Annotated in this window: 23 protein-coding genes; 11 read left to right on the plus strand and 12 right to left on the minus strand. The window is 70.2% G+C overall.

Translation table 11 applies throughout. The features are described from left to right. Positions 1 to 14: 14 nt before the first annotated feature. From ACFOPH_RS03885 to ACFOPH_RS03895, 3 genes are all read right to left on the minus strand, one after another. A complete protein-coding gene (locus tag ACFOPH_RS03885; protein WP_379733648.1) occupies positions 15 to 1,196 on the minus strand; it encodes a DUF1565 domain-containing protein in 1,182 nt (393 codons plus the stop codon). Between the two features lie 282 nt (positions 1,197 to 1,478). After that, complete coding sequence (locus tag ACFOPH_RS03890; RefSeq protein ID WP_312550942.1) at positions 1,479 to 1,913, minus strand: acyl-CoA thioesterase; 435 nt, start codon at positions 1,911 to 1,913, stop codon at positions 1,479 to 1,481. A gap of 104 nt (positions 1,914 to 2,017) precedes the next feature. After that, on the minus strand, positions 2,018 to 2,872 hold the full coding sequence (locus tag ACFOPH_RS03895) for an endonuclease/exonuclease/phosphatase family protein (protein ID WP_379733650.1): 855 nt from the start codon (positions 2,870 to 2,872) through the stop codon (positions 2,018 to 2,020). Between the two features lie 108 nt (positions 2,873 to 2,980). On the opposite strand from ACFOPH_RS03895, the gene ACFOPH_RS03900 reads away from it, so the two are divergent. Beyond that, on the plus strand, positions 2,981 to 3,310 hold the full coding sequence (locus ACFOPH_RS03900; protein WP_312550938.1) for a hypothetical protein: 330 nt from the start codon (positions 2,981 to 2,983) through the stop codon (positions 3,308 to 3,310). 59 nt (positions 3,311 to 3,369) lie between these two features. On the opposite strand, the gene ACFOPH_RS03905 is transcribed toward ACFOPH_RS03900, so the two are convergent. From ACFOPH_RS03905 to ACFOPH_RS03915, 3 genes are all read right to left on the minus strand, one after another. After that, positions 3,370 to 4,035: a hypothetical protein gene (locus ACFOPH_RS03905; protein ID WP_379733652.1), complete on the minus strand. Its 666-nt coding sequence runs from the start codon at positions 4,033 to 4,035 to the stop codon at positions 3,370 to 3,372. A 37-nt stretch (positions 4,036 to 4,072) separates the two neighbouring features. Next, positions 4,073 to 6,727, minus strand: coding sequence for an aminopeptidase N (gene pepN / locus ACFOPH_RS03910; protein ID WP_379733654.1), 2,655 nt, complete (start codon positions 6,725 to 6,727; stop codon positions 4,073 to 4,075). 175 nt (positions 6,728 to 6,902) lie between these two features. Further along, positions 6,903 to 7,961 carry an alkene reductase gene (locus ACFOPH_RS03915; protein ID WP_312550933.1) on the minus strand — a complete coding sequence of 353 codons (1,059 nt, stop codon included), beginning with the start codon at positions 7,959 to 7,961 and terminating at the stop codon, positions 6,903 to 6,905. A 168-nt stretch (positions 7,962 to 8,129) separates the two neighbouring features. Between ACFOPH_RS03915 and sugE the strand changes: the two genes are divergently transcribed. Beyond that, entirely contained in the window at positions 8,130 to 8,447 is a 318-nt protein-coding gene (gene sugE / locus ACFOPH_RS03920; protein ID WP_312550931.1) for a quaternary ammonium compound efflux SMR transporter SugE, read from the plus strand. Between the two features lie 168 nt (positions 8,448 to 8,615). Here sugE and ACFOPH_RS03925 read toward each other — a convergent pair whose 3' ends face one another. The 3 genes from ACFOPH_RS03925 to mrdA all read right to left on the minus strand — a co-directional run bounded on the left by ACFOPH_RS03925 (position 8,616) and on the right by mrdA (position 12,591). Then, on the minus strand, positions 8,616 to 8,864 hold the full coding sequence (locus ACFOPH_RS03925; protein WP_312550929.1) for a DUF3297 family protein: 249 nt from the start codon (positions 8,862 to 8,864) through the stop codon (positions 8,616 to 8,618). A 78-nt stretch (positions 8,865 to 8,942) separates the two neighbouring features. After that, positions 8,943 to 10,733: a peptidoglycan D,D-transpeptidase FtsI family protein gene (locus ACFOPH_RS03930; protein ID WP_312550927.1), complete on the minus strand. Its 1,791-nt coding sequence runs from the start codon at positions 10,731 to 10,733 to the stop codon at positions 8,943 to 8,945. A gap of 1 nt (position 10,734) precedes the next feature. Continuing rightward, a complete protein-coding gene (gene mrdA / locus ACFOPH_RS03935; protein WP_379733657.1) occupies positions 10,735 to 12,591 on the minus strand; it encodes a penicillin-binding protein 2 in 1,857 nt (618 codons plus the stop codon). Between the two features lie 175 nt (positions 12,592 to 12,766). On the opposite strand from mrdA, the gene ACFOPH_RS03940 reads away from it, so the two are divergent. Further along, entirely contained in the window at positions 12,767 to 13,588 is an 822-nt protein-coding gene (locus tag ACFOPH_RS03940; protein WP_379733659.1) for an AraC family transcriptional regulator, read from the plus strand. Between the two features lie 18 nt (positions 13,589 to 13,606). Here the strand turns inward: ACFOPH_RS03940 and ACFOPH_RS03945 are convergent, their stop codons facing one another. After that, entirely contained in the window at positions 13,607 to 14,011 is a 405-nt protein-coding gene (locus tag ACFOPH_RS03945; protein WP_312553301.1) for a RidA family protein, read from the minus strand. 126 nt (positions 14,012 to 14,137) lie between these two features. Here ACFOPH_RS03945 and ACFOPH_RS03950 point away from each other — a divergent pair, with 126 nt between their 5' ends. The 4 genes from ACFOPH_RS03950 (at position 14,138) to ACFOPH_RS03965 (ending at position 17,590) form a co-directional block, all read left to right on the plus strand. Continuing rightward, a complete protein-coding gene (locus tag ACFOPH_RS03950) occupies positions 14,138 to 15,076 on the plus strand; it encodes a LysR family transcriptional regulator (protein WP_379733661.1) in 939 nt (312 codons plus the stop codon). 56 nt (positions 15,077 to 15,132) lie between these two features. After that, complete coding sequence (locus ACFOPH_RS03955; protein ID WP_379733663.1) at positions 15,133 to 15,678, plus strand: DUF421 domain-containing protein; 546 nt, start codon at positions 15,133 to 15,135, stop codon at positions 15,676 to 15,678. A gap of 401 nt (positions 15,679 to 16,079) precedes the next feature. Then, positions 16,080 to 16,526: a GreA/GreB family elongation factor gene (locus ACFOPH_RS03960; RefSeq protein ID WP_379733665.1), complete on the plus strand. Its 447-nt coding sequence runs from the start codon at positions 16,080 to 16,082 to the stop codon at positions 16,524 to 16,526. A 107-nt stretch (positions 16,527 to 16,633) separates the two neighbouring features. Next, entirely contained in the window at positions 16,634 to 17,590 is a 957-nt protein-coding gene (locus ACFOPH_RS03965; RefSeq protein WP_312553310.1) for a universal stress protein, read from the plus strand. Between the two features lie 18 nt (positions 17,591 to 17,608). Here ACFOPH_RS03965 and ACFOPH_RS03970 read toward each other — a convergent pair whose 3' ends face one another. Both ACFOPH_RS03970 and ACFOPH_RS03975 read right to left on the minus strand, forming a co-directional pair. Beyond that, positions 17,609 to 18,235 carry a response regulator transcription factor gene (locus tag ACFOPH_RS03970; RefSeq protein ID WP_379733667.1) on the minus strand — a complete coding sequence of 209 codons (627 nt, stop codon included), beginning with the start codon at positions 18,233 to 18,235 and terminating at the stop codon, positions 17,609 to 17,611. Beyond that, complete coding sequence (locus ACFOPH_RS03975; RefSeq protein ID WP_379733669.1) at positions 18,225 to 19,832, minus strand: ATP-binding protein; 1,608 nt, start codon at positions 19,830 to 19,832, stop codon at positions 18,225 to 18,227. Before ACFOPH_RS03975 ends, ACFOPH_RS03970 begins: the two co-directional genes overlap by 11 nt. Before the next feature lie 194 nt (positions 19,833 to 20,026). On the opposite strand from ACFOPH_RS03975, the gene ACFOPH_RS03980 reads away from it, so the two are divergent. From ACFOPH_RS03980 to ACFOPH_RS03995, 4 genes are all read left to right on the plus strand, one after another. Further along, positions 20,027 to 20,185: a hypothetical protein gene (locus ACFOPH_RS03980; protein ID WP_379733671.1), complete on the plus strand. Its 159-nt coding sequence runs from the start codon at positions 20,027 to 20,029 to the stop codon at positions 20,183 to 20,185. Positions 20,186 to 20,201: 16 nt separating this feature from the next. Continuing rightward, entirely contained in the window at positions 20,202 to 21,065 is an 864-nt protein-coding gene (locus ACFOPH_RS03985; RefSeq protein WP_379733673.1) for a hypothetical protein, read from the plus strand. Continuing rightward, positions 21,065 to 21,751 (plus strand): N-acetyltransferase, encoded by a 687-nt coding sequence (locus tag ACFOPH_RS03990; RefSeq protein ID WP_379737853.1) that lies wholly within the window; start codon positions 21,065 to 21,067, stop codon positions 21,749 to 21,751. Before ACFOPH_RS03985 ends, ACFOPH_RS03990 begins: the two co-directional genes overlap by 1 nt. 123 nt (positions 21,752 to 21,874) lie before the next feature. Further along, entirely contained in the window at positions 21,875 to 23,809 is a 1,935-nt protein-coding gene (locus ACFOPH_RS03995) for a PAS domain-containing hybrid sensor histidine kinase/response regulator (protein WP_379733675.1), read from the plus strand. Positions 23,810 to 23,961: the final 152 nt, after the last annotated feature.

Consider the following 23,961-nt stretch of genomic DNA (forward strand, 5'->3'; position numbering starts at 1 on the left):
GTTCGCGTTGTAGCCTAGTGCTGGTAGGCTCCGATGTCATACCCGGTCGCCTTGCTGCGCGGCTTGCCCTGGTAATCCTGCTCGGGCGCGTCGTCGCCGGCGCCGCGGCCGATCGCCGGCGAACGCGGCGTCAGGCGGAAGTCCGGGGTGCCGGTGCGGGTGTATTCGACAAAGGCCGGCTCGGCGGCGACGGTGCCGACGTGCGTGCGGCCCGGCGGCAGCAGCCAGTCGGCCACCGCGTTCTGGAACACCAGGTTGTTGCGGTAGCTGTTGTTCTCGCCGGTCTGGCCCTGTTCCAGGATGCCGTGCAAGTTGTCGAACACGATGTTGTTCGCCACCACCGTGTGGTCGTTCGGCCCCTGGGTATGGCGGTAGTCGCCGCCGCCCACCACGATGCCCGAGCCCGAGGTGGAGATCGTGTTGCCGCTGACTTCGACCCGGTGCGCGTCATGCCAGAGCAGGATGCCGGCGCCGGAGACGCGGTAGACCAGGTTGCTCTTCACGCGCGCCTCGGTGCCGATGAGCAGGCCGTGGTGGCTGCGGCAGTTGGCCGGGCCGATGTCGTGCACGTTGTTGGCGACCAGGTCGGATTCGCTGCCCTTGTACAGGCTGTCGACCACGATGCCGGCGCCGCCGACAACCTCGCAGGGCACGTCGAGGCCGAGGTGGTGGACGTGGTTGTGGCGGATCACGTTGTGCGAACCGCCGTTGTGGATGCCGCTCAGCCATTTGTTGCCGCTCTGGTACTGGGTGCCGTCGATGTCGAAGCCGACGATGTCGACGTGGCTGCCGCGGTTGTCCCAGGCGCTGGTGGTGCGCGAGTCGAGCGGCGGCACGATGCGGGCGCCCCAGCGCTCGACGGAATGGAAGATGATGCGGGCCTCGGCGCTGCCGCTGACCTCGGTGCGGAAGCCCCCGGTGTACTGGCCCGGAGCGACGTAGACGGTAGTGCCGGGCGTGACCACCTGGGCCGCGCGGCTGATGGTGCGGAAGGGCTCGGCTTCGGTGCCCGGATTGGCGTCCGAGCCGTTCGGCGCGACGTACAGGTTGGTGCGCACCACCTCGGGCACCACGAGCTGCTCGGACGAGCCCTCGCCCCAGCGGCAGCCGCCGAGCGCGAGCAGGATCACGCAACACGGCAGGGCGGCGAGCGGATGGGCGCGGCGAAAGGGGGCTCGGTTGGCGGGGCCGGTCATGGCGTTCCTTGTAACAGGGTGCACCTGGGGAAGCACTGATCTATTCATGACGGCGGTCTTGGCGTGGAGAAAAAACGTCCTGCTGCGTTGCAAACCACAGCCATACCACGCGGTATGGCTGTGGTTTGCGCCTTGCCGGCCGCTTTTTTCCATGCCGATCCCATCCGTCAGAATAGATCAGTGCTTCCCAAAGTGTCACCCGGCGCTCCCGCTGCCCGGCCCGGTTTGATCAAGGTTTCTTTTGAGCAAACGCAAGGTAGCTTACGCGTGCCCATGCATGGCTCAGGCTGGCACGACCTGGGGCATGTAGGCCGCCAGGAACTCCGGCGGCATGCGGCGCGGGCGGCCGCCGCTGATGTCGATGCAGACCAGTTCCCAGCGTCCGCGCAGGACGGTCGCGCCGTCGCTGTTCCTGATCAGCTGGAACCGGCGCTCCATCGACAGCTTGCCGTCGCCGCCGACCAGCCAGGTGCCCAAGGTCAGTTCCTCGCCCAGCAGCGTGGGCAGGAGGTAGTCGTAGGCGCCGTGACGGATCGCCATCGCGCGGTCGAGGCGCCGGTAGTCCTCCAGGCTCAAGCCCAGCGACTCCGAGTGGGCCCAGCCGACCTGCTCGCACCAGCGGACGTAGACGGCGTTGTTCGTGTGGTTCAGCCCGTCGATGTCCTCAGGACGCGGCACGAGCGGCAGGGTGTACGGTTGCGGATAGTCCCAGTTCAAGTCGGTTCCCTTCAGGCGTCAGCCGTGGGCCTGCGCGCGCTGCTGCGACGCCCGGGCCCGCCGGCAAAGCGCCATTCTAACCGCCGGGCCGGCCGCACGCAGGCTCAGGCCAGTTCGAGCAGCAGCGCCTGGTGGTCCGATCCGGTCTCGGCGGCGTCCACCCGCACCCGGCCGACGCGCTCGGCCAGGCCCGCGCTGACGAACGCGAAATCGAAGGTGAAGGGCGCGTCCGCGTCCGGATTGTCGTCGTGCAGGCCGACCGTCGGCGCGTGGCGCCGGCCCGGCTGGGTCAGGCTCCAGGCATCGCGCAGCGCCGGCGTGCCGTCGGCGAAGGGCGCCAGCAGGCGCGCATATTCGGGCGAGCCGGGCAGCATGTTGAAGTCGCCCAGCAGGATCGCGTGGGCGGCGCGCGGCAGCGCCTCGAAGGGGCCGGCTTCGGGTTCGCCCGGCCGCGGCGTGCGCGCGTGCAGCACGGCTTCGCGGTGCAGCTCGCGCAGGCGCTCGACCTGGGCCATGCGCTGGACCAGCGAGAAGTACTCGAGGTGCACCGACAGCACGCGCAGCAGGCCGCAAGGCGTCTGCAGCGTCACTTCCAGCGCGCTGCGCGGCATGCTCATCACTTCGGGATCGGGCGGCCAGGGCAGGGAATGGCGCAAGACCTGCAGGATCCGGTAGCGCGAGAAGATCATGGTGCCGATGCGGCGCCGGCTGCCCTCGGGCGCCAGGGTGTCGAGCGTGGTGCAGGTGGCCAGGTTGTAGCCGGGCAGGCGCAGGGCCAGGCCCTTGAACTGGTCGCCGAGCGGGCTGCCGTCGCGCGCCTCGTAACCGCAGGCTACTTCCTGCAGGCATAGAACATCGAAGTGGGAAAAGCGCGAGAGTGTGGCGACGACGCGATCGAGGTCGGCGCCGCCTTGCGCGGTGCGGGCCGACTGCATATTCCAGGTGATAAGCTTGGGCATTGCTGTCCTCTTTTGTTCGAAGCGCACAGCCTAAGCTTCTACGGCCGAGCCGGCCTGATCCAGCTCAGGCTTGGTGAGCGAACCCGGCTGTACTGTCGCGGAGGTCCCATGTACACGATCGTCCTGCTGCTCTACCTGCAGCAGAACCTGGAAGTGACGCTGGAAGGCAGCAGCCTGCGCGGCGCCTACGAGACGAAACAGGAATGCGAGGCCGCGGCCGTGCGACTGCGCGGTCCGTTGCCGGCCCCGGCCGGCGTCGCCGCCGCCTGGCACGACGCGGTCTGCCTGCCGATCCAGCGCGAGGTGCGCGTCAAGGAGATGGCGCCGCTGCACATCGAGGACCTGCTGCGCCAGGGGCCGCTGCCCGGCTGCGTCGCCAGCGGCGACTGGCGTCGGGTGGCCGAGCTGTGCCGGCCGTCGGGCAATCCGGCGCCCTGAGCTTTGATGGCAGGCCAAGGAAGCACTGATTTATTCTTCATGAATAAATCAGTGCTTCCCTAAAGCCGCGTCCAGCGCACACCGGTCGGGCAGGCGATGTTGCCGGCCGAGTGTCCGTCCGCCGTACCGCTGCTGCCAACGATGCCGCCGACGCTGCCGCTCCTGTAGCAGCGCACGCGGTTGCCCACGGTCTTGCGGTAGACCGTCACGCCGTCCGGCGCGACGTAGCTGTCCAGGCTCACGCCGCTGCCGGTGTCGATGCGGGCGCTGGCCACCGTGTCCGCGAAGCGTTCCCACTTGCGCTCCGGTGCGGCGCCGAGCGCGCTCGCGCCATTGCCCAGTTCGCGGTCGACCCGGCCGGCCATGCGGCGCGCGGAGGCGAGCAGCGCGCCCGGCGACGGGCCCGCTGCGGCGTCCGGTGTGGCGTCCATTGCCGCCTCCGTCACGGCGTCGACGGGCGCAGGGATCGGCTGCGCTTCGCTGGTGTCGGCGGCACGCGCCTGCGTGGGAGTGGTCGGCGTGCGCACGCGTGGTGCGCGCCGTGGAGGAAGGGTAGGCCTGGGCACGACGGCGGGCGCCGGTCGTGGCGGCGGCGCGAGCATCACCAGCGTGGTTTGCCGCTCGCCAGGCGCAGGTTGCGGGGCCTGCACGCCGGGCCGCAGCAGCCAGGCCAGCACCAGCAGCAGGTGCAGGCCCAGCGTCAGGACGAGTGGTGCCCACGACACGGTCGCAGGACTTGCCGGGACGCCGCCGCGCATGGGCTTACTTCGGCGCCGTCATCGCCTGCCGGATGGCGACACAGCGCTGGTCTTCCTGCAGCGCGTCGAGCAGGGCGCGGCGGGTGCCGGCCGACAGGTCCCGGTACTTGTCGGCGGCCGCGCTCAGGCGCTTCACGCTGTGCGGGGTGCAGGTCGCCGGGATCAGCGTGCCGCCGTAGGAGCGCATGTAGACCGGGCCGGCCGCCTTGTCGATCGCCGGCAGTTTCGCCAGGCGCGCGCTCGCGGTCTGCTCGGACAGCGCATTCTGCTCGCTCGGGTAGAGGCTGCCCATGGCGGTGCGGATCTTCGAGAACGGCAGCTTGGTTTGCAGGTCTTCGATGGTGCCCAGCCACTGCGTCTTTACCTGCGCATCCGGACGCACGACCGTGGCGGCCAGCGCCGCGGCCTGGCCGGTGTCGGACTTGTCGCGCTGGGCTTCCTGCTGGGCCAGGCTTGCCGCGCCTTCGACGTCGTAGCGGTTCAGGTGCTTGATGATGGCCCAGCGCAGGTCCTGGTCGACGGTCAAGCCTTCGACGCCGGTGCTGCCGGCCAGGATCGACTTCAGGCGATCGAGCGCGGCGGGCGTGCTCGCCAGGCCCAGCCAGGCGGAGAACCAGCGGCGCTGGAAGTTCTCGTTGCCCTTGTTCGCCAGCACGCCGTTCCACGCCATCGCTTCCAGCGCGGCGCGGGTCTGCTGTGCCCACGGCGTGTTCAGGTTCATCGCGTCCAGGTATTCCTTCGATGCGGCGACCTTGCCCAGCACGTCGCCCAGCAGGGTGTAGTCCTTCTCCAGCGGCGCATTCGCCAGCGCGGTCTCGATGAATTCATTGAGCGGCAGCTTGGCGTCGCGCACGCCATCCCACAGGCTTTGCCACAGCATGGTGCGCAGCAGCGGGTCCTCGACCCCGGACAGGCTGGCGCGCGCGGTGGCAAACGAGCGCCCATCGAGCTGCACCTTGACGAAGCCCCAGTCCTGGTAGTTCGGGTAGACCAGGTCCGGGCAGGCGGTGCCGACCAGGCCCGCTACTTTCGTGGTCGCGCCGGAGTAGGTGACGGCCACGTTCTGCGCCAGCGCCACCTTGCCGCCATCGACCTTGAAAGTCGCGACCTGGACGCGCTGCTCGCGCAGGGTCGGGAACTGGGGGCTCGCGCTCTGCTTCAGGCTGAAGGAGGCGATCTTGCCGGCCTTGCAGCTGAAATCGGCGGCGATCGTGTTCACGCCCGGCTCGTACAGCCACTGGCGGGTCCAGCCGGACAGGTCGCGGCCGGCGGCCTGGCCCAGGCTGCCGATGAAGTCGTCCAGCTTCGCGTTTTCGTACGAATACTTGACCAGGTAGTTGTGCACGCCCTTGCGGAAGGTTTCCGCGCCCAGCAGGTGGCGCAGCTGCGCCAGGGTCGAGGCGCCCTTCGAGTAGGTGATGGCGTCGATGTTGTCGAAAGCGTTGGCGGTCGACGGCACCGGCACCTCGATCGGGTGGGTCGTGACCTTCTGGTCCATGGCATAAGCGGCCTGCTTGCCGCCCGAGTAGAAGGCCTGCCAGGCGTCCTTGAACTCGGTCGCTTCGGCGGTGGCGAGGGTGCCCATGAAGGCGGCGAAGCTCTCGTTCAGCCACAGGCCGTTCCACCACTGCATGGTGACCAGGTCGCCGAACCACTGGTGCGCCATCTCGTGCATGATCACCGAGGCCAGCGACTGGCGCTGGGCGTCGGTCATCTTCGCCTTGTGCAGGAAGCGCCCCTCGGCGAAGGTGATCGCGCCGGCGTTTTCCATGGCGCCGTACAGGAAGTCCGGCACCAGCAGCTGGTCGTACTTCTCGAACTGGTAGGGGATGCCGAAGTAGTTGTCGAAGAAGGCCAGGCCTTCTTTCGTGTAGCGGAACCAGTCCTGCGGCGTCACCTGGGCCGCCACCGACTGGCGCGCGAACAGGCGCATCGGGTACTTGCCGCTGTTGTCTTCCCAGACTTTATAGGGGCCGGCGTGCAGCGAGAAGTTGTAGGGGCTCAGCTTCTTGGTCGCCGGGAAGGTCCAGCGGCGCATCTCGCCCACCTGCTCGATCTTCGATTCGCGGGTGGTCGAGACCACGTGCCAGTCGGCCGGCGCGGTGGCGGTCACCTGGTAGGTCGCCTTCAGGTCGGGCTGGTCGAACACCGCGAACATCTGGTGCGCGGCGGCCGGCTCGAAGTGCGAGTAGGTGTAGACGCGGCCGTCGACCGGGTCGACCATGCGGTGCAGGCCTTCGCCGTTGGTGCTGTGCAGGCGCTCGTAAACGATGACGACGGTATTGCGGCCCTTGACCAGGTCGGCGGCGGCAATGGTGAGGAACCAGTTGTTGTACTTCGCGTCCACCGTTTTGCCGTTCACCGTCACCTGTTTCACGGTGGCCTTGTCGAGGTCGATCGTCAGCGGCGCCGCATTGTCCTTCAGGTCGAAGCTGGCGCTGGTGACGCCGCTGAAGCTCTCCTTGCCGGTCAGCGTGAATGCGAGCGCGTAGGCGACGTTCGATACGCGCGCCGAACGGGCGGCGGCGTCCTGTTGCGACAGGAAGGCGTTTTCGGCGCGCACTGGCGCCCCCACTTGAACCGGCGCGGCATGGGCGGCGCCGAAGGCGAGGGTGGAAGCGATGGCCAGCGCCATGGCGCGGGGAGCGAAAATAGTCAAAGCGATTCCTTGTGAAGGCGCTCCCGCCGGGAGCGCACATTGCGAATCGCGCAAGAATATCACGGGCGCAACGGGCGTTGCGCAGGCGTTGCGTATGCATGCGGCGTCCGTATTGACGGGCGCGCCTTGAAACGGCAGGGGGGAGCAGGGCGGCCCCGCGGCCGCCCGCAAGACCTTACGCCGACAGCGCCGGGTAATCGGTATAGCCTTCGCCGGTCTGGCCGTAGATCACCTCCGGACGCAGCGGATTGAGCGCGGCGCCCTGCTTCAGGCGCTGCGGCAGGTCCGGGTTGGCGATGAACCACAAACCGAAGGCGATGGCGTCGGCCTTGCCCTCGCTCAGCAGCTGCTCGGCGGTCTCGACCGACATCTTCTCGTTGGCGATGTAGGGGCCGCCGAACTCCTGCTTCAGGAGCGGGCCCAGGCTGTCTTCGCCCACCGCTTCGCGCGCGAAGATGAAGGCGATGCCGCGCTTGCCCAGCTCGCGGGCGACGTAGCCGAAAGTCTGCGCCGGGGTGGAGTCGCCCATGTCGTGCGAATCGCGGCGCGGCGCCAGGTGCATGCCGACGCGGTCGGCGCCCCAGACGTCGATGCAGGCATCGAGCACCTCCAGCATCAGGCGCGCGCGGTTTTCGATCGGGCCGCCGTACCGGTCGGTACGCTGGTTGGTGCTGTCTTGCAGGAACTGGTCGAGCAGGTAGCCGTTGGCGCCATGGACCTCGACGCCGTCGAAGCCGGCCTTCTTTGCGTTCTCGGCGCCCTGGCGGTAGGCGGCGACGATGCCGGCGATCTCATCGGTCTCGAGCGCGCGCGGCGTGGCGTACTCGCGCTTCGGGCGCAGCAGGCTCACGGTGCCGGCCGGCTTGATCGCGCTCGGCGCGACCGGGGCGGCGCCGTCCAGGAACACCGGATCCGAGATGCGGCCGACGTGCCATAGTTGCATCACGATGCGTCCGCCGGCGGCGTGCACGGCTTCGGTCACCTGCTTCCAGCCGGCGATTTGCTCGTCGGACCAGATGCCCGGGGTGTCGGCGTAGCCGACGCCCATCGGCGTCACCGAAGTCGCCTCGGACAGGATCAGGCCGGCGCTGGCGCGCTGGGCGTAGTACTCGGCCATCAGCGCGTTCGGGACGCGGCCTGCGCCGACGGCGCGGGCGCGGGTCAGCGGCGCCATGACGATGCGGTTCGGCAGCTCGAAGGCGCCGATCTTGATCGGGTCGAACAGGGTGGTCATGCATGCTCCTCGAATAATTTGCTGGCGGCCATCTTAAGGGAAGCGCGCAATTCCTGCCGGGGACGCTTCATTTGGCGCGGGCGCGGTCCGGCCGGGGCCGTCTTGGGTGCGCAGCGGTATACTGCGCCGGTTTTTTTGACAGGCGGCAGGGTCCGCGAAAGGCGAGCGATGAGCTGGATTTACCTGGTGGTGGCGGGGCTGCTGGAAGTGGCCTGGGCGGTCGGGCTGAAGTACACGGAAGGCTTCACGCGGCTCTGGCCCTCGGCGTTTACCCTGGCCACGATGGCGGGCAGCGTCGCCATGCTGGGGCTGGCCCTGCGCCACCTGCCGCTGGGCACGGCCTATGCGGTGTGGACCGGCATCGGCACCATCGGCACGGCGGTGTTCGGGATGCTGGTGCTGGGCGAGCCGGCCGGCGCCCTGCGGATCGCGTCGATCGGGCTGATCGCGCTCGGGATTGCGGGCTTGAAGCTGCTGACGCCGTGAGGTAGGGTGGGTTCTTGAACCCACCAATTCGGCGCTCGACTATTCCCTGGCGATTTTATTTGCGGTGCGGCTATGCATGACGGGAGACCGCGTGGGCTCAAGAGCCTTGCGCGGCCCGGCCCACCCTACGAAAAGCAAAAAGGCGCCATCGAGGCGCCTGGTTGAACATCAGCGGTAAAACGCCTCGACCTTGCCCTTCAGCTTGATCAGCATCGGCTTGCCCTTGCGGTCGAGCACCTTGCCGGCGGCGACCTTGATCCAGCCTTCGCTGATGCAGTATTCCTCGACGTCGTGGCGGTCCTTGTCGTTGAAGCGGATGCCGATGTCGCGCTGGAACACGTCGCGGTTATGGAAAGGGCTGCTCGGGTCGATCGAGAGCCGGTCTGGGAGCGGGGGGAGGGTGGCGGTATCGTTCATGGGTGCGAATTATCCACCAGAACCGCGCCGCGTACAACGGCGCGCACGCATGGCGCCTCGCCGACCCGTGAATTGCGCTCAGTCGAGCACCTCGTCCGGATCGATCGGCGCGGGCGCGATCAGGTCGGCCACGCCGCCGTCCGGCGCCACGTTGGCCACGCGCAGCACCTGCGAGGCGATGCCGACAAAGGCCGGTGCCGCCACCTGGCCGCCGTAGTGGTAGCGCCCGCCCGGCTCGTCGATCACGATGGCGACGATGAAGCGCGGCGCCGACATCGGCACGATCCCCACAAAAGAGGCAATGTACTTGCGCGGCAGCGTGTACCTGCCGTTGATGGCCTTGTACGCCGTCCCGGTCTTGCCGCCGACCCGGTAGCCGGGGATGGCGCCGCGCTTCGCTGTGCCGTGCACGACCGTGTTCTCGAGCATGGCGCGCAGCGTGCGCGCGGTGGCCGGCGAGAACACCCGGGTGCCGGCCGGCCGCGCGGCGCTCTTCATCAGGCTCAGCGGGATCACCTCGCCGTCGTTGGTGAAGGCGGTATAGGCGCGCGCCAGCTGGACCAGCGACACCGCAATGCCGTTCCCGTAGCTCATGGTGGCCTGCTCGATCGGTCGCCAGGCGGCCCAGGGACGCACCCGGCCGGCCGCCGCGCCCGGAAAGCCGAGCTGCGGCTGCTGGCCGAAGCCGAGCTTCATGTACATCTCCCACATCGCGCGCGGCGGCATGTCGAGCGCGAGCTTGGCGGTGCCGATGTTCGAGGAATAGCGCAGCACGTCGGCGACGCTGATCAGGCCGTGCGCGCTGGTGTCGGAGATCGGCGCCCCGCGGATCACCAGGCGCCCGGCGCCGGTATCGACCAGGGTATCGGCGCGCACCTGCCCGCGCTCGAGCGCGAGCGCGACCGTGAACGGCTTCATCACCGAGCCGGGCTCGTAGCTGTCGGTGATCGCCTTGTTGCGCAGCGCCGCGCCGGGCGTTGCCGCGGCGCCGTTGGGGTCGTAGCTGGGGTAGTTGGCCAGGGCCAGGATCTCGCCGCTGTGGGCGTCGACCACGATCGCGCTGCCGGCCTTGGCCTCGAAGGTCTCGACCGCCGCGCGCAGCTCCTTCCAGGTCACGTACTGCATGGCGCTGCTGATTGACAGCACCGCGTCGGTCCCCGACGTGGGCGGCAGCAGGGCGCCGCCGTCCTCGACGATGTTGCCGAGCCGGTCGCGGATCACGCGCCGGTAGCCGTCCTTGCCGCTCAGGACGGCGTCGCGGGCCAGCTCGACCCCTTCCAGCCCGCGCCCCTCGCGCCCGACGAAGCCGACCAGCTGGCTGGCCACCGGCCCTTGCGGATACACGCGGCGGAACTCGTCGCTGAAGCCGAGTCCGCGCACCTTCAGGGCCGCGAGCCGGCGCGCGACGTCCGGCTCGACCTGGCGCTTCAGGTAGACGAAGTGGCGCGCGCGGTCGATGCGCCGGCGCAGGGCCACCACGTCCGTATCCAGAAGCCGCGCGATGTCCGCGATGGCCGCGGCAGGCGCCGCGCGCAGGTCCTCGGGGATCGCCCAGACCGCCACCGCACGCACGGACGCAGCCAGCAGCTGGCCGTCGCGGTCGCGGATCTGGCCGCGTGTGCCGGGCAGGTCGAGGGTGCGGGCATAGCGGCTGGCGCCCTGCTTTTGCAGGAAATCGACGCTCACCAGCTGCAGCCAGGCGGCGCGTCCGGCCAGCGCGGCAAAAGCGCACAGCAGCAGCAACTGCAGCAGCCGCGAACGCCACGGCGGCAGCGGCCGCGCCAGCAGCGGATTGGCGGCAAAGGCGTGGCCGGCGCGTCCCGCCACGCGCTGGCGGCGCGCCGGCTTCGTCAGGTTCGGTCGGTGCATGTCAGTCGCGCTCCGCCAGGTAGTAGTCGAGCGCCTTGCGCACGATCGGGCCGGCCACCGCCGAACCCCAGCCGGCGTTCTCGACCACGACCGCGATCGCGATGCGCGGCCGTTCGGCCGGCGCATAGGCGGTGAACAGGGCGTTGTCGCGCAGGTGTTCCGGCGTGCCGTGGTGGTCGTACTTGCCGCCGTTCAGGCCGACGACCTGGGCGGTGCCGCTCTTGCCGCCGGCCGTGTAGGCGGCGCCGCGGAAGACCTTGTAGCCGGTGCCGTCGCGTTCTGTGGTAACGCCGACCATCGCGCGCTTGACCAGGTCCAGGTGTGCCTGGCGCAGCGTGAGCCGGTTCGCCGCGCCGGGGTCGAAGGGCCGGCGCGCGTGCGTCACGCCATCCTCGAGCGCGCGCAGCAGGTGCGGCCTGGGCGACAGGCCGTCGTTCGCCAGCAGGGCCACCGCGTGCGCCAGCTGCAGCATGGTGTAGCTGTTGTAGCCCTGGCCGATGCTGATCGAGATGGTGTCGCCGCCGTTCCACCGGCCGCCGCGGGCAAAGCGCCTGCGCTTCCAGTCCTGCGAGGGCAGTACCCCGGCGCGCTCGTGGTCGAGGTCGATCCCGGTCGGCGCGCCGAAGCCGAAGCGCGCCATGAAGGCGCTGATGGCGTCGATCCCGAGCTCGTTGCCGAGCTGGTAGCACCAGGTGTCGCAGGAGACCAGGATCGAGCGGTACAGGTCGACCTCGCCGTGCCCGCCCGGCTTGTCGTCGTTGAAGCGGTGCCCGCCGAGCATGAAGTAGCCGGCGTCGTGCATGCTTTGCGCCGGATTGCGCTTGCCCAGTTCGAGCGCGGCCAGCGCCATGAAGGGCTTGAAGGTCGATCCCGGCGCATAGGTGCCGGCCAGCGGCCGGTTCAGCAGCGGCCGGTCGGGCGAAGTGTTCAAGGCGCGCCAGCTCTGCGGGTCGATGCCCCCGACGAACAGGTTGGGGTCGTAGCCGGGGCGCGAGACGAAGGCCAGCACTTCGCCGCTGGCCGGCTCGATCGCCACCAGGGCGCCGCGCGCGTCGCCGAAAGCCTCCTCGACCACGCGCTGCAGGCCGATGTCGAGCGAGAGCACCAGGTTGGCGCCAGGTACCGGCTCGACCCGCGACAGGGTGCGCACCGGACGTCCGGCGGCGGTGCGTTCGACCTGTTCGTAGCCGGTGCGACCGTGCAGCAGGCGCTCGTAGCTTTTCTCCAGGCCTTCCTTGCCGATATAGTCGGTGCCGCGGTAGTTGGCCGCCACCCCCGGGTCGGGGGCGGCTTCAAGGGCGCGCGCCGCGGCGGCGTCGATGCGGCCGACGTAGCCGACCGCGTGCGCGGCGAGCTCGCCCAGCGGGTAGTCGCGCAGCAGGCGCGCGCGCAGCTCGACCCCGGGAAAGCGGAAGCGCTGGGCCGTGAAGCGCGCCACCTCTTCGTCGGTCAGTCCGCTTCTGAGCAGGCTGGCCGCGAACGGCGGATTGTCGGCGACCTGGCGCCGCAGGCGGCGCCGGTCGCGCGCGTCGATCGCGACCAGCTTGGCCAGCTCGTCGAGCACCGAGCCGAGGCGCGCGCGCAGCTTGGAGGGCGTTACTTCCAGCGTGTGCACCGGCTGGTTGCGCGCCAGGACCACGCCGTTGCGGTCGAGGATCAGGCCGCGCGTCGGCACGACCGGCAGCAGGGCGATGCGGTTGCCGTCGGATTGCGCCATGTAGTGTTCGTGGCGCGCCACCTGCAGCCAGGCCAGGCGCGCGGCCAGCAGGCCGAAGCACAGCAGGACGAAGGCAAACAGGGCCAGCAGGCGCCGGCGGAAACGGCGCAGCTCGCCGTGGCGGTCTTGGAAATCGATCATGTCGGGACAGGTTGAGGCGGCGCCCAGGCCAGGGGGGCAACGAGGGCAATACCGGCATGCGGGCGAGGTGGGCGGACGCGGCACGGGCCGGCGCCACGCCCTGGCGGGCGCCGCTTGCCCGGAGGCGGGGCGTACTGTACCGTAGCGCGATGAAGAGCTTTATCGTGAATCGCCCATGAAACGTCGGCAAACGGACATTCCCGGCGCCGGCATCGAAGCACTGGCAGCGCTACCCAGGCTGCCGCGCCCGGTCTACGGCCACGTCCTCGGCCTGTCGAACCGCGCGATCGGACGCCGCCACCGCCATCCCTGGGTCCAGCTGTCGTATGCGGCGAAAGGGGTGGTCGAGGTGATCACCGACGGCGGCCGCTACGTGGCGCCGCCGCGGCACGCGGTGTGGGTGCCGCCGGGCTTGCCGCACGCCGTGCGCTGCGTCGAGGGGACCGAGATCCGCAGCCTGTACATCGATCCGGCGGCGCTGGCGACGTCCGATGCGTCCGATGTGCCCGACCGCACTTGCCGGGTGCTGGTGGTGGCGCCCCTGCTGCGCGAACTGATCCGCGGCTTCAGCGAGTTCCCGGTCGAGTACGAGGAAGAGGGCGCGCAGGGCCGCCTGGCGACGGTCCTGCTCGACCAGCTGGCGGCGGCCCCCGAGGCCGGCCTGGCGCTGCCGCTGCCGGTCGACGCGCGCCTGCGCCGCATTTGCCGCGAGCTGCAGGCGCGGCCCGACAGCGCGCGCACGCTGGCCGAGCACGCGCTGCGGCTGGCGGTGTCGGAAAAGACCCTGAGCCGGCTGTTCCAGCAGCAGACCGGATTGACCTTCCGCGCCTGGCGCCAGCGCCTGCGCATCCTGTCGGCCCTGCCGCTGCTCGAACGGGGCGAGCGCGTCACCGACGTCGCGATCGCCTGCGGCTACGACAGCATGTCGGCCTTCATCGCCGCCTTCCGCTGGTTCGCCGGGGTCACGCCGGGCGAGTTCTTCGCCGGCCAGCGCTGAAGGGGCGCGGACCCCGCGTCAGGCCGGCACGGGCGCCGGGATCTTCGCGACCACCTTGATCTCGAACTGGAAGCCGTACAGCCAGGTCACGCCAACGGCGGTCACGGTCGGGTAGGGCGCTTCGCCCCAGTATTCCTGGGCCACGCTCCAGATGCGCTCGAAGCGCGCTTCCGGATCGACGATGAAGACCGTGACGTCGATCACGTCGCCAAAACTGCCGCCGGCCGCCGCCAGGATCGCGTTCAGGTTGTCGAAGGCGCGCCTGACCTGGGCGTCGAGTTCGGGTTCGGGCGAGCCGTCTTCGCGGCTGCCGACCTGGCCCGAGACGAACAGCAGGTCGCCGCAGCGCACGGCGGGCGAGTAGCGGTTTTTTTGATACAGGGCCTGGCGTCCGGGCGGGAACACCACCTCGCGGATTGTCATCGATATCTCCTCAAATGGATGCCGCCGGTTGACGGTGACGGCACTCTATCAAGGCGGGACACCCTGATAAACGGGCAAGTTGCGTCAGCATTGTTTGTATAATCCAAACAATCATTAGGGAGGGACATGGACAGGTTCGACGCGATGCGCGCTTTCGTGCGCGTGGCAGAGGCGGGCAGCTTCACGAAGGCGGCCGAGACGCTGCACATGAGCCGCACGACCGTGACCCAGCTGGTGCAGCAGCTCGAGGCCCGCCTGCGCCTGAAGCTCCTGAACCGCACCACGCGCCGCGTGCACCTCACGGCCGACGGCGCGCTCTACTACGAGCGCATCGTGCGCGTGCTGGCCGACATCGACGACATCGAGACCAGCCTGCCGAGCGCGGCGGCCGCGCCGCGCGGCAAGCTGCGCGTCGACGTGCCCAGTCCGTTCGCCGCGCTGGTCCTGGTGCCGGCGCTGCCGCAGTTTCACGCGCGGTTTCCCGACATCGAGTTCGACATGGGCGTCAGCGACCGCAATGTCGACCTGATCGGGGAGAACGTCGACTGCGTGGTGCGGGGCGGCGTCATCGCCGACGCGTCGCTGGTGGCGCGCACGATCGGACAGCTGCGCCTCGGCGTGTATGCCGCACCGAGCTACCTGGCGCGCGCCGGCGCGCCGCCGCATCCCGAAGCGCTGGACGATGGGGTGCACCGCATCGTGCGCTTTCGCGGACTGCGCGGCGCCGGCTCGCCCTACCGCATGCGGCGTGGCGACGAGAACGTGACGATCCAGGGGCGCCACCTGCTGGCCATCGACGACGGCAATGCCTACCTGGCGGCCGGACTGGCGGGACTCGGCGTGCTCTGGCTGCCGGACTACATGGCGCGGCCCCACGTCGCCCAGGGCGGCCTGCTGCCGCTGTTCGAGGACTGGGAGCTCGACCCGTTGCCGATGACGATTGCGTATCCGGCCAATCGCCATCCCGGCAAGAAGCTGCGCGTCTTCATCGACTGGGTGGTTGCGCTGATGGCGCAGCATGGCGCCGGCTTGCCCGGCGCCGACCACGAGGCGCAAGTGATGTGAGGGAGAGCCACGCGTCGCGAAACCGCGCGGGGCTGTAGAGTAAGGGCGCCGGTGCGATGCTGCCGCCCCGGCGCATCCACGACCTGCGCAGCGAAGAGGTGACGATGAACTGGCTTCCCGACGCGTGGTCCGACCTGTTCGTGGTCGAGACCCCGGTACTCGAACTGGCCGCGCGCGGCACGATCCTGTATTTTGCGATCCTGGTCCTGCTGCGCTTCATGCCGCGCCGGATCGGCGGCGAACTGGCGACGATGGACCTGATCTTCGTGGTCCTGATCGCCGAGGCGGCGTCGAACGGCTTCGGCCTGTATACCTCGGTGTCCGAGGGCCTGATCCTGGTGGTGGTGCTGATCGGCTGGGATTACCTCATCAATGCCGCCAGCTACCGCTTTCGCATCATCGAGAACCTGGTGTCCTCGCCGCCGATCCAGGTGATCCGCGACGGCCGCCTGCTGAGGCGCAACATGCGGCGCGAATTCCTGACCGAAGAAGAACTCATGAGTTCGCTGCGGCAGCAGAGCATCGCTTGCGTCAGCGAGGTCAAGGCCGCCTTCATCGAGGGCGAAGGCGCCGTCAGCATCATCAAGTACGAGGACGGCTGAGCCGCGCCACGGCCGCGCGGTGTTGAAAAAAATACCAGATGCGCTATACTCGACCACGTTTCGATCACACCACCATCGCCCCGACGTGAACACCCATCGCATCCGCCGCCACGCCGCACACGCTTGCCCCCGCCGGGCAGGGCGCCGCGTCGCGCACGGCCGCGCACGTCCCGCCACCAGCCTTTCCTCGTACGAGTGCGGCGCGCGCTTCGCCCGCCTCGTGCACCTCTCCACGCGAGATATCGCCGGCCTCACGTAAGCTCGGCGAGCGTCGGGCGCCCAGGCGGCGCCCGGCCTCCCGAGCCACCTCACGATCCGTTCGAGCAGCCGGCGCATGCGCGCCGGCGTCCACGTCGTTTTGGCGGCCGCGCATGCAGCGCCGGCCGCGGGAGGCTATTCCAATGTCCACACCACGCTACCTGCAACAACAAGATGCCGCCGTGCTGAGCCGGCTGGCCGCTGCCTGGCTGCGCGCCGGCGGCGAGCGCGCACGCGCCGGCACCCGCCTGGCCGAGGTCCTGGCCAGCGCCATCCTGCTGCCCGAATCCGTGCGGCCGCCGCCCTATGCCGCGCTGTATTCCCACGTCAGCTGCCGCCACCTGTGCAGCGGCGAGCGCGAAGGCGTCTTTATCGCCTGCCCGCAGGATGCCAACCTGGCCCTGGCCCAGGTATCGCTCCTGAGCCCGCTGGCGCTGGCCGTGCTCGGGCGCGCCAGTGGCAGCGTGGTCGACCTCGAGGACGGGGCCGACGGCGCCTGCCGCTTCGAGATCCTGGACGTGACGCCGCCGGTGCGGGCGGACTGGCCGCCGCACCGCTCCCGCTCGGTGCAGTACGCGTATAGCGCCTAGGTAGTTGCGGCGCTGCCGCAGGACGCGGCGCGTTTTTTCGTAGACCGTTTTTTTCACGATCGGCGCCCGCCCGAGGCGCGGCGCTGGCCATGGCAAAGGAGAACCGTATGCACGACATCAAGAAAATCTTGTTGGCCACGAGTCAAACCCAGCAGTCGCGCAATGCCGAACTGCGCGCGGCGCTGCTCAGCGCCCAGCTCGACGTCGGCGCCTTCGACATGATCGCGCTCAAGCACAGCAGGCGCGGCATCGGCGCTCCCGCCACCACCTTCAGCCATCTCGAAGTCGGCAGCGGCAGCCTGCGCGCCTGGATCGCCGGGCAGCGCCGCCCCTTCGCCATGCCCGATCACCCGGACGCGATCGACAGCCTGTGGAGCGTCCAGCCGAAGTCGGCGGCGGCGGTCGTGGTCGGCCGTGCCGAGCAGATGGGGGCCGACCTGACCATCCTGGCGCCGCACCGGCGCAACGCCTTCCTCAAGATGCTGGCCCATTCCGACAGCGACGAGATCGTCCGGCACAGCCGCAATGCGGTGCTGGTGGTGCACCGGGAGCCCTGCGACGTCTACCAGCGGGTGCTGGTGGCGGTCGATTTCTCCGACGATGCGCTGGCCGCCGCGCGCATGGCGCTGGCGCTCGCGCCCGGCGCCCACTTCACCTTCCTGCACGCCTACCGCCTGCCCGACGAGGGGCTGATGCGCGAGTTCGAGGTGCCGGCCAGCGTCATCGATGCCTACGTGGTGCGCGGCATCGACAAGGCGCGCGAGCGGCTTTCAAGCTGGATCGATACCCTGAAGCCGATGCGCCAGCCGCGCGCGCGCGCCGTACACTCGGGCTTCCCGGTGCCGGTGATCCGCGCCTGCGCGCGCCGCATCGGGGCCGACCTGATCGTGCTGGGGCGCCAGGGGACGGCACGCTGCGGACGCGACGCCCTGGGCGAGGTCGGGCGCCGCATCGGGCGCGACGCCGACTGCGACGTCCTGATCGGACCCGCGACCTCGCTGCTCAAGCCCAGGGCACGCACCCACGGCGCGGCACCGGGGCTGGCGGTCACCCAGGAGGCTTGACCCCGGCAGGCGCCGGCATCAGCCGGCGTCGCCAGGTCCGTCGCCGTACTGGAGGTGGCGCCGCACCAGGTCGGCCACGGTCGGGGCGCCCAGCTTGTCCATCATGCGCGCCTTGTGCACCTCGACCGTGCGCACGCTGATGCCCAGCGCCTGCGCCAGCTCGCGGTTGTGGCGCCCGGCCACCACCTGCAGCATGACCTCGCGTTCGCGCGGGGTCAGGCTGGCGTGGCGCCGCAGCCAGTCGGCGCGCGCCGCGTCTTCGCCCGCGCTGCCGGCCTGGCGCGCGCAGGCTTCCTCGATCGCGCGCACCAGCGCTGCCTCCTGCAGCGGCTTTTCCAGGAAGTCGACGGCGTCGGCGCGAAATGCCTCGCGCGCCGATTCGACGTCGCCGTGGCCGGTGATGATCAGGACCGGCAGCAGCGAACCGCGCTCGCGCAGCGCCTTCTGCAGGCGTAGGCCGTCCATGCCAGGCATGCGGATGTCGATCAGCACGCAGCCGCGCATGCCCGCGTGCCAGGCGCCGAGGAAGGCGGCGGCGTCGGCGTAGAAGGCGGTGCGGTAGCCGTGCAGGCTCAATAGCAGGCCGAGCGCGTCGCGCACGGCGGCATCGTCGTCGACGATGAAGACGGTGTCGTCAGGGTTCATCGGTTTCCTCTTTCTCTTCGTCCGGCGTGGATGCCGGCAGCACGATCCTCATGACCGCATGGCGGCCGGCCTCGGCGGCCAGGGTGCCGCCGTGGGCCTCGACGATTGCGCGGCTGATCGCCAGCCCCAGTCCCAGGCCGCTCGACTTGAGCGACACGAAGGGTTCGAACAGGCGCGGACGGATCGAGGCCGGGATGCCGGGGCCATTGTCGGCGATCCTGATCCAGACCGTGCCGCCGTCCTGGCCGCTGTCCTGGCCGGCATCGACCGCGACCCGCTTGTCGCTACCTTCCGGCATGCCGGCCAGCGCCTGGATCGCGTTGGCCAACAGGTTGCGCAGCACGATCTCGAGCTGCACGCCGTCGCCGCGCAGGCGGGCCGGCGGCAGCGCGCCGACCGCGACCTCGACCCCGGCCTCGCGCGCCTGCGCCGCCAGCGAATCGACGCTGCCCTGGACCAGGGCCGGCAGCGACAGCGGCTCCAGGCGCACGCTACCGGTGCGGAAGAAATCGCGCAGGCGCTTGAGGACGTCGGAGGCGCGCTGCGACTCGGCCACCATCGACCCGATCGTCTTCTGCAGCAGCGGGTCGCCGCCGTCGCGCGCCGCCAGGCGCTGGCAGGCGCTGCCGTAGACCGAGAGCGCGGTCAGCGGCTGGTTCAGCTCGTGCGCCAGGGCCGCCGCCATCTCGCCGGCCGCCGCCAGGCGCAGCGACTGGCGCAGCTCGTCGCTGGCGCGGCGCGCCAGGTCGACCGCGATCCCGATCAGGAAGCCGGACAGGGTCAGGGTCAGCACCAGCATCTGGACGTCGGGCATGTGCGCGGCGTAGGCCAGCGGGCGCAGGGCGGCGACGGTGACGCCGGCTTCCAGCACGATGGCGGCGGTCATGGCGCCGGCCATGCCCTGGCGCGCCGCGGCCCAGGCCAGCGGCAGGATCAGCAGGTGGTAGGCGAAGGAATCCAGCGCCGGCCCCTGCAGCGCGATCGACAGCACCAGCGCGATCAGGGCGGCGTAGGCGGCCGTCTCGGGCGAGCGCACGCGCTGCAGCGCCTCGGCGCGCAGGGCGGGGTCGAGCAGGCACCAGGCGGCCGGCACCACGACCAGCATGCCCGCGGTCTCGGCCACCGCATAGCGCAGCACCGCCTCGACCCAGGCTTCGCCGGCCAGCGCGCCGGGACCGAGCAGCATGCCGGCATACAGCACGGCGCCGGCGATGCTGGCCAGGGTCACGATGCCGGCCCAGGACAGCAGGCCGCGGTGGGTGGCGAAAAAGGCGCTGCCCGGCAGCAGGCGGCGCGTGAGCCAGCCCGCCACGACCAGCACCGGCAGCGGCATCAGGCCGACCAGCAGCGAAAAGCCGGGCCGCGCGGGCAGGGCCGGCGTGATCGCGGCGGCGACCAGGGCCGCCACGACCAGCGGCAGCACCGCATGGCGGCCGTGGCGCAACAGCGCGTACAGGGCCAGCCCGGCGGCCGGATGCCAGACCGGGGCGATCACCTGCAGCCGCGCTTCCGGGCCGCTGAGGATGTCGAAGGCCACGTAGGCCAGGACGAAGGCGAGGCCGCGCCCGGCGGCGCGGACTGCACGCGTGTCGTTCATGATGAAAGCGGCATCGGCGCCGCGCGAGGAGGACAAAGGCGGGAGTATACGGAATTCCCCGGCTGCCGACATAAGGGAAACCCTTAGGGGCTTGGGCGAATAGGCAAGCCGAGCCCGATGGCCGATACTTGCTGACGAGCTGGCGGGGCCGTGACGGCCTTCGCCCTTGCTCCGTCATGAAGGAGAAACGAAGAATGGAAGAACTCGTGTTGGCGCTGGCGATCATCGGCGCCTGCCTGTTCTGGACCGCCTGGCGCGAGCACAGGCAGGACAACCGGCGCGACAGCGCGCTGATGACCGGGATCGGCCTGGTCCTGGCCGCCGGCAGCGCCGCCGCGGCCCTGGTCGCTTAGTGCCCTGATTAAGCAAATGGAACTCACCAAGACTTTCGTGAAAGCGAAGCGTCCCTGCGCGGACGGCTTCCGCTGGTTCCTGCGCCATCACCACGATGGCGCAGGCTATCAGCAACTGCTCGACGCGCTGGTGGCCGACGGCAGGGTCGACGACGCCTGCTGGCTGCTGGCCCAGTTCGGGCCGACCGACGCCGTGCTGGAACTCGACGCGCTCGAGGCGGATGCACTGGTCTTCGCCGGCACGCTCGAGGTGCGCGGCAGCATCAACCTTGGTTCGGTGCTGCGCACCGGCGGCGGCATCCGCTGCGGCGGCGGCATGCGCGCCGGCAGGCTCATCGCCTGCGGCGGCGACCTGCGCTGCGAAGGCGCGGTGGTCAGCGGCGGCGCCATCGAGACCGGCGCCGGCCTGCATGCGCGCTGGGGCGTCGCGGCCCAGGAAGGCATCCGCGTGGCCGGCGAACTGCGCGCCGGCTGGGACATCGCCTGCGAACGCGACCTGGCGGTCGGCGCCAACTGCATCGCCGGCGGCGCCATCGAAGCCGGCGCCGCCATCGACTGCGGCAAGGGGCTGCGCGCCGGCGGCGCAATCCGCGCCCACGGCCGCATCCGCACCGGCCACGGCATCGACGCCGGCGCCGGCATCGACTGCGCCAGCCACATGGAAGCCGACTGGGGCATCAAGGCCGGCGAGGCCATCGTCGCCCTCGGCGCGATCAAGGCCGGCGAAAGCCTGCAGGCCGGCGACGAGATCGAGGCCGGCGCCGGCTACGGCGTGTATGCCGGACTGCAGGTCCATGCCGAAGCCTGGGAGTCGAGCGGGCGCGTGCATGCGCGCCTGCGTCCCGCGCGCCTGCTCAGCGGCTGGTGGGCGGGGGCGTGATGGGCCTCGTGCATGCCGCGCCTGCCGAGCAGGCGTGGTTCCAGGCGCGGTTCCCGGGCGCCCTGGCGCGCCCGTTCGCCGTCCTGGCGCGGCGCGGCGGGCCGGCCGAGCTGCGCATCGACGTCGAGCGTCCGGCGGAAGACCTCGAACGCGAGCTCGACGAACTGCAGCGGCGCATCGGCCTGCGCGGCGACGCCCTGTACGGCCTGCCCCTGCTGGGGATCGCGCTGCCCGGGTTCGTGTTCCGGCACCGCGAGGCCGGCGGCGAGCACTACGTCTACGTCGAGGATGCCGTGACCGGCTGCCTGGCCGGCTACACGGTGTTCAACCACGTGCCCGAGGCCGGGCGCAGCGCCGCGCGCCACCTGCGCGCGCCGCACTCGAAGTACCGGGCCGCCTACCAGCGGCGCGGCATCGCGACCGCGGTCTACCGCTGGTGGCTGGAGAGCGGGCGCTGCCTGCTCAGCGGCGCGCGCCAGTCGAGCGGAGCGCATGCGCTGTGGCGCGCGCTGGCCCAGCGCCACCCGCTGCTGTACGTCGACCTGCACGACAAGTCGCTGCGCTGCCTGGGCCGCGAGGTCGACCCCGGCCTGCGCGAGGCGCTGTTCACGCGCATGATCCTGCTCGGCCGTGGCTGGGACCCGGCGCTGCTGGCCAACCGCACGGGGATGCAGGACCTGGCCTGAGGCGAACGCCGGGAGGCGCGCTCGACCCGGCACGGCTGACCGCGCACGCTTGATCTGGAGGCAACACCTCTCTTACACTGTGGCGCTTTGTCGAAGTTTGATTAGCCTGGCGAAGGAGGCCGGATGCTAGCCGCAGCCCTGTTCGAGTCGGTATTCAACAGCTCTCCCGTGGGCAACTATCTACTGTCGCCCACCCCGGAAGCAATCATTCTCGCGGTCAACGACACTTTTCTGCGCGCCTCGTCGCGCACCCGTGAAGAGCTGGTCGGCATCAGCCTGTTCGCGGCGTTTCCCAGCAATCCGGACGATCCGCTCGACACCAGCGAAGAAGAACTGCGGCGTTCGTTTGCGCGCGTGATCGAGACCGGCCAGCCGGACAACCTGCCGGCGCAGCGCTATCCCATTCCCGTTACCCTGCCCGATGGCCAGGTGCGCTTCGAGGAGCGCTTCTGGAGCGCCTATAGCAGCCCGATCTTCGATGCCGATGGCCGTATCGTCTGCATTTCGCACACGAATCGCGACGTCACCGAGCAGATCCGGGCGGAAAACGCGCTGCGCGAAAACGAGAAGCGCTTCCGCGCCCTGACCTTGGCCTCGTCCGACGTGGTCTACCGCATGAATCCGGACTGGACCGAGATCCGCTCGCTCGAGGGCCGCGGGCGCATCAAGGACACCGTGGAAGCGCGCCCGTTCTGGCACGACGAATACATTCCGCCCGAAGACCAGCCGCGGCTGCATGCAGCGATCGCCGAAGCGATCCGCACCCACAGCGTGTTCGAGCTCGAACACCGGGTGCGGCGCCTGGACGGCAGCATTGGCTGGATGGACGCACGCGCGGTGCCGATGCTCGACGCCGACGGCGAACTCTACGAATGGATCGGCGCATCCAGCGACGTCACCGAACGCCGCGAAGCCGAGGAAAAGCTGAAGCAGGCCGACCGCCACAAGGACGAGTTCCTGGCCATGCTGGCCCACGAACTGCGCAATCCGCTGGCGCCGCTCGGGGTGGCGGCGCAATTGCTGCAGCAGGGCCGGCTCGACGAGGCGCGCGTGCGCCAGACCAGCCAGATCATCGGCCGCCAGGTGCTGCACATGACCCACCTGATCGACGACCTGCTCGACGTCTCGCGCGTTACCAACGGCCTGGTCACGCTGGACCAGGCGCCGGCCGCCATCGACGCGGTGCTGCTGGAAGCGGTGGAGCAGGTCATGCCGCTGATGAAGGCGCGCGGCCACCGCCTCAGCTACAGCCTGGCGCCCGGCGCGCCGCTGGTCCTCGGCGACAAGAAGCGCCTGGTCCAGGTGGTCGTCAATATCCTGAACAATGCGGCCAAGTACACCCGCGACGGCGGCGCCATCGAACTGGAGGCGCAGGTCGACGGACCGCAGGTGCGCATCACGGTGGTCGACAACGGCATCGGCATGGCGCCCGAGATGGCAGCACGCGCCTTCGACCTGTTCACCCAGGCCGAGCGCACCCCGGACCGCTCCTCGGGCGGACTGGGACTGGGCCTGGCGCTGGTAAAAAGCCTGGTCGAGCTGCACGGCGGCACGGTGTCCTGCGACAGCCCGGGCGTCGGCCAGGGTAGCCGTTTTACGGTGTGCCTGCCGCGCATGCAGGATTCGGGTGAGAAGCGGTCCACCCATCCTGGCGGCGGCGACGTGGCGCCGGCCGCGGCGCCGTTGCAGGTCCTCGTGGTCGACGACAACGTCGATGCGGCGCTGACGCTGGCGATGCTGCTGGAAATGGGCGGCCACGCGGTCACGGTCGAGCACCGCTCGCAGGACGCGCTGGCGCGGGTGCGTGCGGCGCCGCCCCAGGTCTGCCTGCTCGACATCGGATTGCCCGACATGGACGGCAAGGAGCTGGCGCGGCGCCTGCGCGCCGATCCCGCCAGCGCCGGCGCCATGCTGGTGGCGATCACCGGCTATGGCCAGGACAGCGACCGCGACAGCGCGCTGGCGGCGGGCTTCGACCATTACCTGGTCAAGCCGATCGACACCGGTGCGCTGCAGGGCATCCTGGCGCAGGCCGGCGAGTCGCGGGCAGGAGCGTAGCGGGCAGGGGAGCGGGCAGGGGGGCGCGGGCAGGGTCGCGGGATTTGCCAACGACGCCGTAGAAGCAGCCAGGACCTAGCCCGAACATGCTCGTCAAACAAACCCGGCTCGGCAGCGGTGCGGGCATCCTCGCGCATCCGGTCCTTCGACCG

It is taken from the genome of Massilia haematophila, assembly GCF_042647645.1.
Classification (GTDB): Bacteria; Pseudomonadota; Gammaproteobacteria; order Burkholderiales; family Burkholderiaceae_D; genus Telluria; species Telluria haematophila.